This is a genomic window from Sphaerochaeta halotolerans (genome assembly GCF_003429665.1).
GTDB lineage: Bacteria > Spirochaetota > Spirochaetia > Sphaerochaetales > Sphaerochaetaceae > Sphaerochaeta > Sphaerochaeta halotolerans.
The window spans coordinates 183,698-200,797 of the sequence record NZ_QUWK01000005.1 but is presented as its reverse complement, the minus strand read 5'-3'; the positions used below and the strand labels follow the sequence as shown (position 1 = coordinate 200,797).

Here is a 17,100-nt window from a genome sequence, read left to right as displayed (position 1 = left end):
TACTCTTAAGGAGGGTTTTATGAATAATTCAAGAGCTGCCAAAATGGTAACACGGTTGGCCGTTTCAAACAAAATTGTTCAAAAGCAGGTTGTTAAAAAGCTTGACAGCATGTTTTATGAGTCGATTGTAGCAAGCGGTGAAGATGACATTCCTGCTGTAGCGTACAAGAGATATGAGTGGGCTTCTTCATTGTTGTCTAGGGCAGTTGAGAACATCAACAAGGGGTATATCTCAAAGCATGTGATTGATCGTCTGTCTGTGGCTTTGATCGATGGTGCTTTCGCTACTGGACGAAGGGAAGCACGGGAGAAAAAAGTTGCCGAGTATCGAAAAACATATCAGACAAATCCACCAAGCTTTGCCGTCATTTCGCCGACTCAGCGTTGCAACCTGAACTGTGAAGGGTGTTATGCTTCCAGTAACGGAGCTTCTACTCCATCATTGCCGTTTGAGACTGTAGACCAAATTGTTACTGAGCTGGAACAAGATGCAGGCAATCGCTTCGTTGTTATCAGCGGAGGTGAGCCGTTGATGTATGAAGACAAGGGGAAGACGCTTCTCGATCTCTTCGAGAGTCATCCGGACACCTTCTTCATGTTCTACACAAACGGCGTACTTATTGATGATGAAATGGCAAAAAAACTAGAAAAGCTTGGAAATGGAGTACCTGCAATATCCGTCGAAGGATTTGAGAAAGAGACCGATGAGCGTCGAGGAAGAGGAGTATACAAGAAAATTCTTTCTGCCATGGAATCCCTGAGGAATGTGGGTATGCCGTTTATCGTCTCTGTCACCAGTACGAGCAAAAATGCTGATCTCCTTCTTACTGATGAGTTTTATGAAACCTATTTTGACAAGCTGGGAGCCTCATTTATGTGGCAGTTCCAGCTTATGCCGATAGGACGCGGAAAAGAGGTTTTCGAGCTTATGCCTGATCCGGAAACACGTGTCAAACTCTACCGCAAATGGGAATCCTTGATGGCGAAAAAACGCTATCCGATGGCCGATTTCTGGAATAGTGGAGTGCTCACACGGGGATGCATTGCGTACGGGCGAGAAGGCGGTTATCTCTACATTAATTGGAATGGAGATATCATGCCATGTGTTTTCGTACCCTATACCATTGACAACGTAAAACGACTTTTTGCTGAAGGTAAGCATGTCGGAGATGCCCTCATGTCTGACATGATGCGTCGCGGCAGATCCTGGCAAAAAGGTAGCCAGCTAACAGATGCAAAGAATGTTGATAACCTGCTCATGCCCTGTTCCATACGTGACCATTATGCAAATTTCCGAGCAAATATCCTAACCAGTGATGCGCATGGCGAGAATAAAACAGCAGAGGATATTCTCTCAGATGAAACCTATTATAGGGAACTTGTGGCATACGATGAACGGCTTAGTGAACTTACTGAGCCAATCTGGAGAAAGGAGTATATGGAGAGTGCAACTGAGCAACAGCCTCCTGAAAAGTTAGCCAGAGCAAAGTAGAACCTATAGTAATGAAGGCGTCCTTCTCGAGGACGTCTTCATTATGTTCGGTGTGCAAATCGAATTTCACCTAGAATACCAAGAACTGCCTTATTCCCCAACGGAGCGAGAGGAAAGGAATCAGCAGGAAGGTTCCTCTCTGGAGCGAGTGCCGGGAAAGCAAGGTGAGATACCTCGTCCCTTGGGGCGGAAAAGGAGGCAACGCCTCTTGAGTCCGGGGTATTGATACCTTTCATTGGAACTTTACCATGGCCTTGAGTAACCTTATGGGAGGCAAGGAGAACCTTCTGTCCACCTCCTTCCCGATTGTATGAGCATTAGCTTGGAGGAATCGACCTTCGATATGGTCATTGTTCGGGTGGAAGTGAAAAAGGAAGGCAACTGCTTCTCTTGCCTTATATATACGAATTCCTCTCTGTCTCTGTTTCCGGAGTTACACTCCTTCGCAGATGAACACCATAGCCTGTAGTGCAGGCGGGGTAGCTGTGACGGTTTCTTCTCCCGTGGGTGACAAAACCCTGCATTTTGCGGTAGGCTGGAGGCATGTTCACCCTTTATGTAGATGCAGACTCCTGTCCGCGAAACCTAAGACAGATTATTCTCAAGGCAGTAGTTCGACGAAACCTCTCGGTCTACTTTGTTGCAGACCGTGTACTCAAGGATGTGGAGCAAGCCTACCAACAGCACACCAATGCCTTGCGTTATGAGGCTAAGAAACAAGGATTAGATGATCAATCGTCTCTTAGGGAAATAAAGAGCTCCATCAACCAGGTACAGGTGGAGAAGGGTGATGATAGTGCAGATGACTGGATCGTCGACCATGCTGAACCACCCGCCATTGCCATTACCCACGACATTCCTCTTGCTGGTCGCTTGGTAGAGAAGGGCATTACTGTGCTTGATGACAGGGGGAACACCTATACCAAAGAGAATATGGCAGAGCGACTCTCCATCCGAAATACCATGACGGAGTTTAGGGAATTGGGTATTTTCAGTGAACAACACTCCAGAATGAATGGGAAGCAGACCAAGGCTTTCAGTGATTCGTTCGATGCATTGCTTACCAGTATGCTGAAGCAATATTCCTGATGTCTCTTCTTAGGAGAACATGAACCATGAAACAATCTTGCTCTACCATAATACGTTTGAACGGGAAAGAATGCTTAGTAGGCTCGCCAGTTATCCGCAGCTGAGACTGCAAGTGTACCATCTTGGTGCGGTCCCCGCAGGCAATGAGAGCAGAAACTATATTTGTTACTGCTCTGATCTTCCTTCAGCTGTACAAATGAAACGAAGACTTTCATCCCAGAATCTTCTTATCTTCTGTCCAAAACCGATGAAAATGATGTGTTCCTTGCTGGAGGACCAGAGTACAATTGTGCTCTCCCTTACTTGCAGTGAACCGCTCCTTGAGATGATGCTGGGCAGGTTTCTCTCTGGTCCGCATCCCAATGATGGAGTCAATGAACACCCTGTTGTTCTGACCAAGAGAGAAAATCAGGTGCTCACGTTGATGGTGAGTGGGCAGGACACCCGTCAGATTGCTTCTGTCTTGGGGATCAAAATGTCGACAGTCATCGCCCACAAGAAGCATCTGTTTCTCAAGAGTGGTGTCCACACCACCAGTCAATTGATCGTCTGGGCCTTGTTTTCTCTGTATCATTAGAAAAGGCGGCTTGAAGCCGCCTTGAGGTTAGAAGTCCGCCAGTTTGGGAGCCCTAGGATACGGAATGACGTCCCGTATGTTTGCAATACCGGTGACGTACTGTACCAAGCGCTCGAATCCAAGTCCGAAACCGGCGTGAGGCACGGTGCCAAATCTTCTCAGATCGAGATACCACCAATAATCATCAAGATTGAGGCCGAGCTCCTCCATTCGTTTGGTCAATGTGGCAAGATCGGATTCACGTTCACTACCGCCGATAATCTCCCCGAGGCGGGGAACCAGGACATCCATACCACGAACAGTCTTTCCATCCTCATTCAGTTTCATGTAGAAAGCCTTGATCTCCTTGGGGTAGTCAGTCACGATAACAGGTCTCTTGCATACCACTTCGGTAAGGAACTTCTCATGTTCACTCTGCAAGTCACTGCCCCATGAAACAGGAAATTCAAACGTGTCGTTGTGCTTTGAAAGTTCCTCAATCGCCTCAGTGTAGGTCAGGTGGGCAAACGGTGTTTCAACAATGGCCTTGAGTGTTTCCTGTACCCCTGATTGCACAAACTTACTGAAGAAAGCCATATCTTCTGCGCACTCCTCCAACACTGTTTTGAACAAGTATTTAAGGAACGCTTCAGCTACTTCCATATTGCCTTCAAGCGTACAGAATGCCATCTCAGGTTCTACCATCCAGAACTCAGAGAGGTGCCGTTTGGTATTGGAATTCTCTGCTCTGAAGGTAGGGCCGAAGGTATAGATGTTTTTCAGTGCCATTGCATAGGTTTCGCCTTCCAGCTGACCACTTACGGTAAGGAAGGCCTGGCGGCCAAAGAAATCCTTCGAGTAGTCAATCTGACCTTGTTCATTGCGAGGAATGTTGTCCAGATCAAGGGTGGTAACCAGAAATTGTTCGCCTGCTCCCTCACAATCACTTGCTCCGATGATCGGGGTGTTTACATAGGAGAACCCATGTTCCTGGAAAAACGTATGTACAGCATAGCTCAAGGTATTTCTCACACGTGCCACTGCGCCAAACAGGTTGGTTCTTGCCCTGAGGTGAGCAATTTCACGGAGATACTCAATGCTATGGCGTTTTTTCTGGAGCGGATAGGTATCCACCGGACAAGGACCTACTACCTGGACATCGGTGGTTGCCATCTCAACTGCTTGGTTTCCCCCGGCACTTGAAACGATGGGCCCTTTGCAGATGACTGAGCAACCGGTCGTAATCTCGTTGAGTATTGAGGCATCAGAGAGTTGTTCCTTGTCAATGACAACCTGCAGTCCTTTCAGACACGAACCATCATTGACCTCAAGGAAGCATACATTCTTACTATCTCGCTTGGTCCTTACCCAGCCTTCTGCCACAACAAATTCAGCCTGTGGTTCTCTCTTGAGCAATGTAGAAATTCGTTCTTTCATGGGAAAGTCTCTCCTTGTCATATTGCGCCATTATGATTTGTTTCCCCATAAAGAGTCAAGAATCATGACATTTCTGGTTGAATAGGCATCGTTGGGGTGAATTTCTCCACAATACAGGAGAAGGTCTTGTTTATATTTATTCTGACAGATTGACAAATTATGAAAATGTGTATATAAAATAACTAGTACCATACATGGAGGTCATTATGTATAAAACCATACCCCAGATATTTGCAGAGATTGTTACACAGTATCCTGCCTATACTGTCCAGATGAGCAAGGACAAGAACGGCATTTTTCAGTCGATTTCCTATTCTGACTTGTATAGCGAAGTGAACAGTCTTGCTGCCAGCTTGATGAAGCATGGTGTCAAACGCGGAGACTTGGTTGGTTTGATCAGTGACAACCGCCGTGAATGGCTTGCCAGTGACTTGGCCATTCTCAGCCTGGGTGCTGCTGATGTCCCTCGTGGGCGGGATGCAATGCCGTATGAAGTAAGCTTCATTCTCTCTGTAACAGAAGCATCGTTCTGTTTTGTTGAGAACACTGTACAGTTACGTAAGATTCTGAATATTTCCGAGAACCTACCCAAATTACAGCACTTGATCGTCATGGATCGTGAATTTACTCACATCCAACGCGATGAGGCAGCTGCTGCCACCAGGATTGAGATCCTCTGTTACCAGGACCTCGTGGATGAGGGTAGGGCACTGCTGAATAACCGAGCACTTGCCAAACAGGTGGAAAACGAACGAGAGAAAGGAAATAGTGAGGAGATTGCAACGATTATTTTCACCAGTGGTACCACCGGTGATCCAAAGGGAGTTATGCTTACCCATAGCAACTTTGCCTATCAGCTGGAGGCCGTCCCCAAGTTGATTAAGAAGTTAGCCCCTGGCCAGCGGTGGCTCAGTGTGCTTCCCGTTTGGCACTCCTTCGAACGAATCCTGCAGTATGTCATTATCGCCAATGCCTCAACGGTGGCTTACTCCAAACCACTGGGTTCAATCCTACTTGCCGACCTTGTGGTAGTGAATCCTCATTGGATGGGCTCCGTCCCCCGTATCTGGGAAGCCGTCAAGGGAGGAGTGTTTGCCAGCATGAAGAACAAAAGTCCTGTGGCAAAAGGGATGTTCTCCTTCTTTATCAAGATTGCCGGCATGTACAGTAGAAGCAGGGAACTCGTGATGGGCGAAGTTGCAACATTCAAGAAGCATAGCCGTTTCCTTGATGCAGCTGTCGGACTGCTGCCAATGTTGCTGCTCTATCCACTGTATAGGTTGGGAGATCATTTGGTATTTTCCAAAGTCAAACAGAAATTGGGCAAAAATTTCATCGCCGGTGTCAGCGGTGGTGGGTCGCTTAGTGCAGGTGTCGATACCTTCTTCGCTTCAATAGGCGTGAAGTTGCTTGATGGTTATGGATTGACCGAGAGTGCTCCTGTGGTAGCAGTACGTCACTTGATTCATGGGGTGAAACGCACCGTAAGTCCATTGGAAGGAACGGAAGTCCGCATTGTCACAGAACATGGACAGGAAGCCAAACCTGGAGAGAAGGGCGTGGTCATGGTTCGTGGTCCACAAGTGATGCAGGGATATTACAAGCGTCCCGACCTTACCCGGTTGGTGCTGGATGAAAACGGTTGGCTCAATACAGGAGACTTGGGTATCTGGACCCACCGTGGGGAGTTTGCTATCAGCGGAAGAGCGAAGGACACCATTGTCCTGGTAGGTGGAGAAAACCTTGAACCTGTGCCCATTGAAGCAAAACTCTGTGAAAGTGAGTACATTGAACAGGCCATCGTACTGGGACAGGATAAGAAATACTTGGGAGCCTTGATTGTGCTCAACAAGCAACGCATCGAGGAGTACCTCAAAGAGAAGGGCATTCCCTATCTTGCAGACAAAATGTACCAGATGCAGGAAGTCAAAAACCTCATTGAACAAACCATTGGCGATATCATAAACAGCAAGCAGGGGTTCAAGAGTTTCGAACATATTGTGCGCTTCAAACTCCTGGCAAAGAGTTTTGAGGTGGGGAAAGAGTTGAGTGCGAAACAGGAACTGAAGCGATTTGAGATCAACCGCCTCTATCGACGTGAAATCGATGAACTCTTTGTGAGTTGACATATTTCAGCAATCTGTCTGGTTTCTTGCCTTTTTACCCTGTCTACTATACTATGAAGATGTAGTGAGACAACAGGGGAAGGCATGATTCAGATTATCGGAACAAAAAAGTGCAAAGAGACAGCAAAGGCAATCAGGAGTTGCAAGGAGCGCAACCTTGCATTCCAGTTTGTTGACTTGGGACAACGTACACTCTCCGATGGAGAGTGGCGTTCGCTTTTTAGCGCGTATAGCGCAGAAGACCTGCTGGATGAAGCAAGTGCCTACTTTATTAAAGAAGGATATGCCTGGAGAAGTTATGATGCAGCTGAAGAGTTGGTGGCACATCCCCAGCTGTTGAAAACACCGGTGCTTCGATGCAAGGGCAAGGTGCACCTTGGGTATGATCCTGCGGTACTGACAGCATGGGGAGCACTCTGATGGTTCGTTATGCGGTTCTGGGCAGCGGATCCAATGGAAACAGTTATCTTTTTACCGATGGTACGGTCTCTCTCTTGATCGACCAGGGCTACAGCGTCATCGAACTCACCAGACGTCTCCAACGATTCTCTGTGCCACTCTCTTCAGTGCAGGCAGTATTTCTCACCCATCTCCATCCAGACCATGCACGGGGCGTTGGCGTACTCTCCAGAAGACTACCCATACCTGTTTACGCTCACGATGCTATGGTCTCAGAGCAATCTTTGTTGATGGAAAAGCTGGGTATTCCAATGGGAAGACTGCAAACAGTCTGTACCTCAGAGCTTGTTGAAGTCGGCTCCTTCTCCCTGTTCTGTTTTGAAACAAGCCACGACAGTGGGGGGTCTGTGGGGTGGTATATCATGCATCAGAATACCCATTATATGGTATTGACCGATACGGGTGTCACCAGTGAACAGCAAATGTTACTGGCCGGTGATGCCAATATTCTATTTTTAGAAGCAAATTATGATGAGCAGATGTTGAAAACCGGTCCCTATCCTGCAATGTTGAAGCGTAGGATTTCAGGAGATCAGGGACATCTGTCCAATGAACAAGCCTTGCAGTTTCTCTGTACGAGCGGCTTCAAGGGTGAACATGTCTATTTCATCCATCTCTCTGAATGTAACAACGATCCTGCAATCCTAGAGAAGGCAGTCCAGTCTAAAACTGACCTTCCCTTTACGGTGTGCAGGAAGAATCAGTGGTATGGACCAATAAACGAGGTGCAAGTATGAAAAAAAAACAAGCAGAAGTATGGTCCTTGAAGAGAATAAAAAAACTCAAACGCGAAGATGGGCTGACGATGAAGTCCGTTAATAAGTATACAATGGATGCAGTGGTTGATTGTACTGCCAGCCGCAATGGCGGCCGGATTGCCTTACGTACCTACCGTGAGGAAGGCAGTGAGATTACCTATGCCCAGCTGAAGATGATGAAGGATGCCATCTCCATCACGCTCCTGGAAGCGGGATTCTCCCGTGGAGACAAAATTGCGGTAATGGGGGAGAGCTGTCCCACCTGGATGGTTGCATACTTCGGTATTACTTCTATTGGGTGTGTTGCAGTTCCCATCCTCCCGGATTTCTCAACCAAGGAGACCACCCAGATTCTTGAACATGCTGGGGTGAAAGGTGTAGTGGTAAACATCAAGCATTTTGAAAAGGTACAGGGGTATGTCCAAGCCAATGATTCCTATCTGGTAAGGATGGAGGACCTCTTCCACATTCCCTCATATATCGTAAAGGGTCTTGAAGACAAAACGCAATTTGCCGCCGCGCCAGGTAAGGATATCAGCCACCGGAAAATTGATGAGAAAGGAAGGAAGCTACGTGAGGCTTCCCTTGCCCAGGAAGACGACTTGGCATCCCTGATTTATACCAGTGGCACGACTGGTAATAGCAAGGGAGTAATGCTTACACACAAAAACCTTGTATGGAATGCTGACATTTCCACTGATGTCTATGTTGACCTTAATCACAAGTCCAAGGTGCTCTCAATCCTACCGGTGAGCCATGTCTATGAGTTTACTACCGGGCAAATATTGGAGTTGCTCTGTGGTTGTGAGATTGTATTCCTTGGCAAACCCCCTGCCACGTCGATTCTTCTCCCCGCGCTTAAAGAGGTCAAGCCAACGATTGTCATGACTGTCCCCTTGCTTATTGAAAAGATATATCGTAGTGCCGTTCTTCCTGTTACCAAGGGTAATGAGAAGATAAAAAAATGGATGCGCTACTCCTTTACCCGTTCGTTGATCAGCAAGGCTATTGGACGGAAGCTGAAGTTGACCTTTGGTGGGCACCTGAAGTTCTTTGGTATTGGAGGTGCTCCTCTTGACCCAGAGGTTGAACTATTCCTCGCTGATGCAAAGTTCCCGTATGGACAAGGCTATGGGCTGACTGAAACAGCTCCCTTGATTGCGGGAGGCAAGCCCAAGAAGCATCACGTTGGAGTTATCGGGAAATTGGTGGAGCATGTCGATGTCAAACTTGCAGATCCAGATCCGGAAACTGGTGTCGGCGAGATCTTGGTGAAGGGGCCTAATGTCATGCAAGGATATTATGACAATCCTGAGCTGAACAAGGTAAGTTTCACCGAAGATGGTTATTTCAGGACAGGGGACCTTGGTTACCTTGACAAACACGGAAGACTCTCTATCAAGGGACGAATCAAGACCATGATCCTTGGCAGTGGAGGGGAGAATATCTACCCTGAGCTGATTGAGTCGGTAATAAACAATCAGGATTTTGTAACTGAATCGTTGGTCGTTCCAGAGCAAGGTAGCTTGGCTGCTTTGATCAAGATTGATATTGAGGCTTTTGCCACAAAGATGGCTCTGAATGTCAATGAGGCTAAGGATGAAGCCTTGAAATATATCGCAAAAATCCGCGAAGATGTGAATAAGGAATTGAGTGCTTTCAGCCGAATCAGCAGTGCCAAGTTGCAGGAAGAGCCGTTCCAGAGGACTCCAACCCAGAAGATCAAGCGGTTTCTGTACTCCAGAGGCAAGGATGATACGGTAAAGGAATCTGGAAAGGGTTGAGCCTTAACGCGGAGACGTGGTATACCTTCTGAAAGGAATAATCAACATGGCAAACGTAGATATCAGAATAAGGCAGGTTGAACCACTTGCTACGCCGCGGCAGGTCGTTTCCCTGCTGCCGGTTGATGAGAAAACCGCAGAATCCATTCGTCGAAGCCGCCAGACGGTCAACGATATCATCCAGGGAAGGGACCAACGATTGCTTGCAATCATCGGTCCCTGTTCTCTGCATGACCCCGATGCAGCGCTCGAATATGCACAGAAACTCAAGAAGCTTGCAAGCGAAATTGAGGATGAGATGTTTGTAGTGATGCGTACCTACTTTGAAAAACCACGGACTGTAGGTGGTTGGAAGGGATTGATCCTCGATCCAAAAATGGATGGTTCCTATGATATTGGTGGGGGCATTCTGGCTGCCAGATCTCTCTTGCTGGACATAGTCAAGTTGGGATTACCGGTAGGTTGTGAAGTCCTCGATCCCATTATTCCGCAGTATATTGATGAATTGATGAGTTGGTCCTCGATTGGAGCACGAACAACCGAGAGTCAAATCCATCGCAACCTTGCCAGTGGCTTGAGTGTAGCTGTAGGTTTCAAGAACAGCACCAGTGGTGATCTGAATAATGCAATCAACGCCATCAAGAGTGCCCTTCAGCCGGCTTCATTCATTGGTATGGATGGGGAAGGTGCCAGTGCTATTTTCCGGACAACCGGCAATGATTGTTGTCACTTGATTCTTCGTGGTGGGGACCAAAGCCCCAACTACTATGAGGATGATGTGGAGAATGCTAGGTTGTTTATGCAGAAGGAGGGGGTGAATCCTGCAATCATCATCGATTGCAGTCATGCAAACTCCAGGAAGCATTACGAACGACAGAAACGAGTTCTACGCTCGCTCATCGACCAGGTATCCTGGGGAGAAAAAGCAATTCGTGGCTTTATGTTGGAAAGCAATCTGGAACAGGGATGTCAGAAGATTCCTGAAGATTTATCAACCTTGAAATATGGTGTCTCAGTAACCGATGCATGTATCGGTTGGGATGAGACCGAACGAATAGTGCACCATGCTTGCGATCTACTTCGCAAGGCTCGCAGAGAAGGCGGTGTCATTCAACCGCTGTGAAGAATGGAGGTCTTATCATGGTTCCCTCAGTATTGGTAATTTTAGCAGAAGGGTTTGAGGAGGTGGAGGCTGTCACTCCGATTGACCTACTCAGACGGAGTGGTGCAAACGTCACGGTGGCATCCCTTGATACCCTTGCAGTGAAAGGTTCCCACGGTATCGTGGTAAAGGCAGATACCACCCTATCCGCATGCAAGAAGAAACCATTCGATTGCATTGTGCTTCCCGGCGGTGGCCAAGGAGCGAAGAACCTTGCAGCATCTTACGAAGTACTGGAAAAAGTAATTGAAACTGCACAAAGCGGGGTGGTCGGAGCCATCTGTGCAGCACCTGCAGTGGTACTTGGCAAGACCGGTCTGTTGGATGGTAAGCGAGTAACCGGTTACCCTGGGTCCGAAGCAGATTGTCCCGGACTGGTTCTTGAGAACGAGTCATTCATTATTGATGGGTCGTTGGTTACCGGTCAAGGACCTGGAGCTGCCATGCCGTTCTCATTGGCCCTTATTGGTGTACTTTTTGACCAACATACAAAAGAAACCATAGCAGAACAACTGCAATATAAGGGGTAATTAGCGTGCGTGCAATTGGATTTGACAACGAGAAGTATCTAGAGGAGCAACGTCACTATATCCTCGAGCGAGTGAAACAGAGTGATGGGAAGCTCTATCTGGAATGTGGGGGCAAGCTCCTGTTCGACTACCATGCATCGCGCGTGCTTCCCGGATTCGACCCTAATGTGAAGATGCGTGTATTTCAGTCGCTCAAGGAACAGATTGATGTCATTATCTGTATCCATAGTGGAGATATTGAGCGACGAAAAATGCGCAGTGATTTCGGTATCACCTATGATACTGATGTGTTCAAGATGATTGATGATTTCTCAAAGTGGGGATTGAAGGTCTCCCGTGTGGTGATAACCCGATTTGACGAGGAACCTGGCTCGGTCCACTTCAAGAACATTCTTGAGCAACGTGGCATCACCGTCTATACCCATCGCGCCACTCATGGATACCCGAATAATGTAGATCTGATTGTCAGTGATGAAGGATACGGTGCAAATCCCTACATTGAAACCGACCGACCAGTGGTTATCGTAACCGGTCCCGGACCAGGTTCAGGGAAGCTTGGCACCTGCCTCTCCCAGATGTACCATGACTACAGGGCTGGCCGACATAGTGGTTACTCAAAGTTTGAGACTTTTCCCATCTGGAATCTTCCGATTGACCATCCTGTGAATATTGCCTATGAGAGTGCAACTGCTGATATTGGAGACAAGAATCTTATCGACCACTTCCATGCAAGTGCCTACAACCAGATTACCGTCAACTATTCCAGGGATCTGGAAGCCTATCCCCTGCTCAATCGGATATTGAGCAAGATTACCGGCAAGGAGTGTCTCTATAAGAGCCCTACCGACATGGGGGTCAATCGTTGTGGATTTGGCATCATCGATGATGAGGTCGTCAGGAAAGCGGGCGAGCAGGAGATCATCAGACGTTACTATCGGGCGGCCTGTGAATATGTTCAGGGTATCGGTAGCAAGGTTACAGTCGAGCGGAGTCTCTCGATCATGGAGGGGGCCAAGCTGTCGAGTGAAAACCGTAACGTGGTGCCCGCAGCCAAGCATGCTCTCGAGAGAGGTATTGAACGAAACAAGGGCATAAACGGAATAGTTTGTGCTGCGGCTATAGAGTTGCCCGATGGACGGATTGTCACTGGTTGCAACTCACCGTTCCTCCACGCTTCATCAGCCTTGATTCTCAATGCTGTGAAGGTATTAGCGGATATTGATCACGAGATTGATCTCATTTCACCCGCTATTGTGCAATCTGTGACAGCAATGAAGCGTGATGTGCTTAAGGGAAGGGGTGTAAGTCTGAATCTCGATGAGGTGCTCATATGCCTTGCTATGAGCTGTGCAATCAGTGAGAACGCCAAGAAAGCAAGTGATGTACTTCCCCTCCTTCAAGGGTGTGAAGTGCACATGACGCATATTCCAAGTAGTGGGGACTCCTCGGGATTGAGAAAGCTGGTCCTCAATGTCACCAGTGAACCCAGATTTCCTACCTCATCCATGTATAATCCAGCCTAGATACCACCAAAAAGACCGGCTATCAAGGGAAGAACCCCCAGGACCGCCAGGATGCGAAATGTATGCATCAGGACGATTTTGGGGGTCTCTAGTCCCAACTCGTCACTGATTAACCCCATCTCCTGAATTCCTCCTGGAGTGGAAGAGAAGAGACTGGTCGCCCAGTCCAAGTGGCAAATCTTGTGTAGAATTGCCGCAGTGAAAAAAGCCATGAAAAAGAGCTCAATGGTGAGAATCACAGCAGGCAGTAGTAGAATCTTGATGTCAAACAATGTTTGAATGGTAATCCTACTTCCAATGTAGGACCCAGCGGCAATTTGTACCAACATTTTCAAAATTCTTGGGTAGGTTGCCTTGTCACTGGCTAGATTCAAGAGTGCCACCCCAACGATGGAACCGAGGATTGCACCGGCAGGGATTCCTGCAGCATTCAAGAGCAATCCCCCTGCAAATGCACAAGCAATGGTAACAAGGAACCAGTGACTTGGGACAGATTTGGATGATCCAGCACGTGATTTTTCTTTTGCAGGGGAAACTGTTTCATCAATCTTGAGCATCGCCCTGATCATAGGAGGGAATACGATGATTACAGAGACCAAACGGAAGAGTTGCAACAGTGCAACGTGTTCCATCACTGCCCCGAAATCAGTGGCAACAAGCGCCAAATCAGAGACGCCTCCAGGTGCACATGCAAAGAAACTTGTCATGAAACTCAAGCTGGTGAAATGATACATGATGAAGGCGAACAGGAGATTGGTTGTGAGGAGCGTCACCACAAGGATAATGACAGGGAAAACCATGGTTTTCAGCGTTTTGATATCTGCGCGGGTGAATCGGGTGCCTATCACCAATCCACTGAAAATCTGGACAAAGACCCGAAGGTCTTTGGGGTATGTAGTTGCAGTTGACTGAAAACTATTGAGGATCATTACTGCCACAAGGGCTCCGATCAGGGTCCCCGCAGGTATGCGTAACCGCCGTAAGAGTAGTGCTCCTGCCACCCCGGCACCATGCAATATGAGTAATGGAAGTAAATTCATAGGAAATCCTTGATGCATTGCTCCTGCATAGGAGTGTTGTATACCATCTAACTAATGATTATGAGAGCTATTGTAGCACAAATAGGGTGTTTGTTGAACTGTTTGTATACAATTATTGATACCTGTCAGATGCTTGACGTCACGATTACCTACTGATACCTTCTAGATATGAAATTATCGACTAAAGGTAGGTATTCGTTGCAGACCATGGTCTATCTGGCCACTTGCAAGGAGAACTGTAGCATACGCTCAATCAGTGAAGCGACTGGTATCAGCAGTGGATACCTGGAGCAGCTGATGATCCCTCTAAGACGGGCAAAACTCGTCGTTGCAGAACGAGGTGTCCAGGGTGGATACCGAATCGCTCGTAGTGGTATTACTTGCCACGATGTTCTCAGCGCCAGTGAAGGTGACTTTCATCCTGCACCTTGTCAGGATTGTGGGCGATCCGAAGCTTGCAAGACGCACCAGATTTGGTCGTTGCTACAAAATGCTGTAGTAGATTACTCAAAGCAGGTCTATATAGAAGACCTTGCCTCACACTTGGTTGAACAGGAAGTGGGGGGAGGAATATGAAAATATCCACGCGCGGCCGATACGGCTTGAGATTACTTGTAGACTTGGCTGAACATCGGAATGAAGGTCCTGTCGCCCTTTCCCAAGTTGCTCGTCGTCAAGAGCTCAGTGAGAAGTACTTGCAACAGGTGGCACTTATGCTTACTCGTGGTGGGTTCTTGACCTCAGTCAAAGGTTCTGGAGGCGGGTATCAATTGAAGGGCAACCCGGAGAAGATTGCCATCTACGATGTCCTCGATCTTCTGGAAGGAACTATTACCTTTGCAGAAACAGCACCAGGACAAGAATCTGCCATTGAAAGGGTTATCAGGTTGCACTTTTACCAGAATTTGGACCAGGAAGTACGAAAGGTATTTGAAAACATATCGTTAGCCGAAGTGACCAGGGCAGAATGGTTTACCTACATGATTTGATAGCTTGGCCTTGACAAAGGGTTGTGCTTTAAATACTATATAAACTATAATATTACTAGGATATATAGCTAAGGCAATGGAGGTTACCTGATGAGTGGACATATTTACCAGAACATTACAGAGAAAATTGGAAATACTCCTTTGGTCAAGATTCAACGACTGCATGATGGCGATGCAATTGTACTTGCCAAGTTGGAGAGCTTCAACCCGCTTTCCAGTGTCAAGGACCGAGTAGCCCTTGCCATGATTGAGGGAGCCGAACAGCGTGGTTTGCTTACTGCCGATTCCGTCATTATTGAACCCACCAGTGGTAACACCGGGGTAGGCCTTGCCTATGTTGCTGCAGTAAAAGGCTACCGGGTAATTATAACGATGCCTGATACAATGAGTGTTGAGAGAAGAAAACTGCTTTCGGCATTGGGTGCTGAGTTGGTCCTCACTGAAGGTACTCTTGGAATGAAAGGAGCCATTTTGAAGGCGGAAGAACTCGCAGAGCAAATCCCACACGCGTATATTCCAAGCCAGTTTGAGAATCCCGATAATCCAGCTGTCCATTACCGGACCACCGGTGTGGAAATCTGGGAAGATTCCGCGCACCACGTCGATTTGTTTGTTGCTGGTGTCGGTACAGGGGGAACCATTAGTGGGGTAGGAAAGTACCTTAAGGAACAGAATCCCCACGTTAAGATTGTTGCAGTTGAACCCTCCACCAGCCCAGTTTTGAGTGAAGGATATGGTGGCCCCCATAAGATCCAGGGCATTGGAGCAGGATTTGTTCCCAAGAATCTGGACCGCTCGGTTATTGACGAAATTGCGACGGTAGAGGATGCAAAGGCAGGAAAGACTGCACGTTCTCTCGCAAAACAAGAGGGCTTACTGGTTGGTATCTCCAGCGGAGCGGCAATGTATGTTGCACTCCAATATGCTGCAGACCCAGCGTGGAAGGGGAAGACCATTGTTGTACTCCTTCCTGATTCCGGCGAACGGTATCTCTCTACTTGGTTGTTTGAAGACAACTAGAAAAATCAGATGATTGTGGTATAATTACCTATGAGAGCATTGTTCCGATATCCACAAATTGAGGCAGCAAGAACAGCAGCTTCCTACAAGTTGCTCAGTGATGGTGCGCTGTATGCCATGGGGATTGCCTACGTTGAAGAGACCCTTCAGAAGATGGGGTATTCGGTTGTGTTCCGTAGTGGCAGCAGGAACCGATATCCACAGCTCAAGGCGAGAAAGCAAAATGGTAAACTTTGGTGGATTATTGTTGGAGTGGGTATGTACCCCAACCACCCTCACCTTGGTGAGGAGGTGATCAAACAGGTGCTCAAGCATGCACCCGAGGAACAGGCAAAGGTGTATTTTGCTCCTGTGATGTTCATCAACACTCGTTCCCAGAATCTTTCCCTACCGAGCCAAAATGGGTCATTTACGGCCTTGTTCAATGGTTTGGTAGCAGTGACTAACCATTCTCACCCATAAGATAGGTGGGAATGAATCTTCCCTGGCTGTCTCGCTCCAATCCCCAAGCAACTGTAAAAGGTACATCCAGTAGAATTGAAAAAAGATGAGAGAGAAAAAATTCCTCACTGCAGGCAATGCTATGGCATGCATACCGTTTGTCACTATGCTCTGCTTGCTGGAGAAACGGCCGGATATTCTGAAGAAGCTCCAAGAGTTCTTTCTCGGATGATTCATCAATCAATGTTTGTACCAAGGGATCTCCTATGTAGGAAAGCGCTCTTTGCATCAGGTCTTCCTGGGTTTTCCCCAAGGCTAGGATTGTCGTAAAACCGCTTTGATAGTCGATTGCAATCAATGCTTTGCAAATTCCTTTCTTTCCATATTCTATTGCACTATCGAGTACCTGACACTGCTGGGCAAAATCCAGTGTATTATAGACAGCCGATATCTCCGGATAGGCTTGAAGGTGTAGGTCAGCAAAGCTGAACGGGTAGTGCAGTGAAAATGAATCAGCTTCGAGCGTTGCCAGGACCTTTGCAACTGTCTTGATCTGTCCCAGGTCAAAATAAGAGAGAATCGTTCCCTTATTATGGACCATGAATCGATAGCGAGAGCTCAAAATTTCATCGCTTATAGTTGCTCGTATGCCCTGCATTGCTTGATTCATGGAAGGCAGTATAGCACAATGATG

18 protein-coding genes are annotated in these 17,100 nt (G+C 47.5%); 14 read left to right on the top strand and 4 right to left on the bottom strand.

Annotated elements, in window-relative coordinates; translation table 11 throughout:
* Positions 1 to 19: 19 nt before the first annotated feature.
* Positions 20 to 1,492: a radical SAM/SPASM domain-containing protein gene (locus tag DYP60_RS06335; RefSeq protein ID WP_117330049.1), complete on the top strand. Its 1,473-nt coding sequence runs from the start codon at positions 20 to 22 to the stop codon at positions 1,490 to 1,492.
* Between the two features lie 41 nt (positions 1,493 to 1,533).
* Here the strand turns inward: DYP60_RS06335 and DYP60_RS06330 are convergent, their stop codons facing one another.
* Positions 1,534 to 1,728 (bottom strand): hypothetical protein, encoded by a 195-nt coding sequence (locus tag DYP60_RS06330; RefSeq protein WP_117330048.1) that lies wholly within the window; start codon positions 1,726 to 1,728, stop codon positions 1,534 to 1,536.
* Positions 1,729 to 2,035: 307 nt separating this feature from the next.
* On the opposite strand from DYP60_RS06330, the gene DYP60_RS06325 reads away from it, so the two are divergent.
* Positions 2,036 to 2,581 carry a YaiI/YqxD family protein gene (locus tag DYP60_RS06325; protein ID WP_117330047.1) on the top strand — a complete coding sequence of 182 codons (546 nt, stop codon included), beginning with the start codon at positions 2,036 to 2,038 and terminating at the stop codon, positions 2,579 to 2,581.
* Between the two features lie 19 nt (positions 2,582 to 2,600).
* Positions 2,601 to 3,158 (top strand): LuxR family transcriptional regulator, encoded by a 558-nt coding sequence (locus DYP60_RS06320; protein ID WP_117330046.1) that lies wholly within the window; start codon positions 2,601 to 2,603, stop codon positions 3,156 to 3,158.
* 27 nt (positions 3,159 to 3,185) lie between these two features.
* On the opposite strand, the gene asnS is transcribed toward DYP60_RS06320, so the two are convergent.
* Positions 3,186 to 4,574: an asparagine--tRNA ligase gene (asnS, locus tag DYP60_RS06315; RefSeq protein WP_117330045.1), complete on the bottom strand. Its 1,389-nt coding sequence runs from the start codon at positions 4,572 to 4,574 to the stop codon at positions 3,186 to 3,188.
* 206 nt (positions 4,575 to 4,780) lie between these two features.
* Here asnS and DYP60_RS06310 point away from each other — a divergent pair, with 206 nt between their 5' ends.
* The 7 genes from DYP60_RS06310 (at position 4,781) to DYP60_RS06280 (ending at position 12,916) form a co-directional block, all read left to right on the top strand.
* Positions 4,781 to 6,700 carry an AMP-dependent synthetase/ligase gene (locus tag DYP60_RS06310; RefSeq protein ID WP_117330044.1) on the top strand — a complete coding sequence of 640 codons (1,920 nt, stop codon included), beginning with the start codon at positions 4,781 to 4,783 and terminating at the stop codon, positions 6,698 to 6,700.
* 84 nt (positions 6,701 to 6,784) lie between these two features.
* A complete protein-coding gene (locus DYP60_RS06305; protein ID WP_117330043.1) occupies positions 6,785 to 7,120 on the top strand; it encodes an arsenate reductase family protein in 336 nt (111 codons plus the stop codon).
* Entirely contained in the window at positions 7,120 to 7,896 is a 777-nt protein-coding gene (locus tag DYP60_RS06300) for an MBL fold metallo-hydrolase (protein ID WP_117330042.1), read from the top strand. Before DYP60_RS06305 ends, DYP60_RS06300 begins: the two co-directional genes overlap by 1 nt.
* Positions 7,893 to 9,701 (top strand): AMP-binding protein, encoded by a 1,809-nt coding sequence (locus DYP60_RS06295; protein ID WP_117330041.1) that lies wholly within the window; start codon positions 7,893 to 7,895, stop codon positions 9,699 to 9,701. Before DYP60_RS06300 ends, DYP60_RS06295 begins: the two co-directional genes overlap by 4 nt.
* Positions 9,702 to 9,747: 46 nt before the next feature.
* Entirely contained in the window at positions 9,748 to 10,824 is a 1,077-nt protein-coding gene (locus tag DYP60_RS06290) for a 3-deoxy-7-phosphoheptulonate synthase (RefSeq protein ID WP_117330040.1), read from the top strand.
* A gap of 17 nt (positions 10,825 to 10,841) precedes the next feature.
* Positions 10,842 to 11,393, top strand: coding sequence for a DJ-1 family glyoxalase III (locus DYP60_RS06285; protein WP_117330039.1), 552 nt, complete (start codon positions 10,842 to 10,844; stop codon positions 11,391 to 11,393).
* A gap of 5 nt (positions 11,394 to 11,398) precedes the next feature.
* A complete protein-coding gene (locus DYP60_RS06280) occupies positions 11,399 to 12,916 on the top strand; it encodes a DUF1846 domain-containing protein (RefSeq protein WP_117330038.1) in 1,518 nt (505 codons plus the stop codon).
* Here the strand turns inward: DYP60_RS06280 and DYP60_RS06275 are convergent.
* On the bottom strand, positions 12,913 to 13,956 hold the full coding sequence (locus DYP60_RS06275; RefSeq protein ID WP_165849522.1) for an AbrB family transcriptional regulator: 1,044 nt from the start codon (positions 13,954 to 13,956) through the stop codon (positions 12,913 to 12,915). The two genes, DYP60_RS06280 and DYP60_RS06275, sit on opposite strands and share 4 nt — an antisense overlap.
* 168 nt (positions 13,957 to 14,124) lie before the next feature.
* On the opposite strand from DYP60_RS06275, the gene DYP60_RS06270 reads away from it, so the two are divergent.
* From DYP60_RS06270 to DYP60_RS06255, 4 genes are all read left to right on the top strand, one after another.
* Complete coding sequence (locus DYP60_RS06270; RefSeq protein ID WP_117330036.1) at positions 14,125 to 14,532, top strand: RrF2 family transcriptional regulator; 408 nt, start codon at positions 14,125 to 14,127, stop codon at positions 14,530 to 14,532.
* Entirely contained in the window at positions 14,529 to 14,945 is a 417-nt protein-coding gene (locus DYP60_RS06265) for an RrF2 family transcriptional regulator (RefSeq protein WP_117330035.1), read from the top strand. Before DYP60_RS06270 ends, DYP60_RS06265 begins: the two co-directional genes overlap by 4 nt.
* 90 nt (positions 14,946 to 15,035) lie before the next feature.
* The gene (gene cysK / locus DYP60_RS06260) at positions 15,036 to 15,965 is read left to right on the top strand and encodes a cysteine synthase A (protein WP_117330034.1); all 930 of its coding nucleotides are present in this window, start codon (positions 15,036 to 15,038) and stop codon (positions 15,963 to 15,965) included.
* A gap of 30 nt (positions 15,966 to 15,995) precedes the next feature.
* A complete protein-coding gene (locus tag DYP60_RS06255) occupies positions 15,996 to 16,427 on the top strand; it encodes a hypothetical protein (protein WP_117330033.1) in 432 nt (143 codons plus the stop codon).
* On the opposite strand, the gene DYP60_RS06250 is transcribed toward DYP60_RS06255, so the two are convergent.
* Positions 16,408 to 17,076, bottom strand: a complete 669-nt coding sequence (locus DYP60_RS06250) for a hypothetical protein (protein WP_133299302.1) — start codon at positions 17,074 to 17,076, stop codon at positions 16,408 to 16,410. The genes DYP60_RS06255 and DYP60_RS06250 overlap by 20 nt on opposite strands.
* Positions 17,077 to 17,100 lie beyond the last annotated feature (24 nt).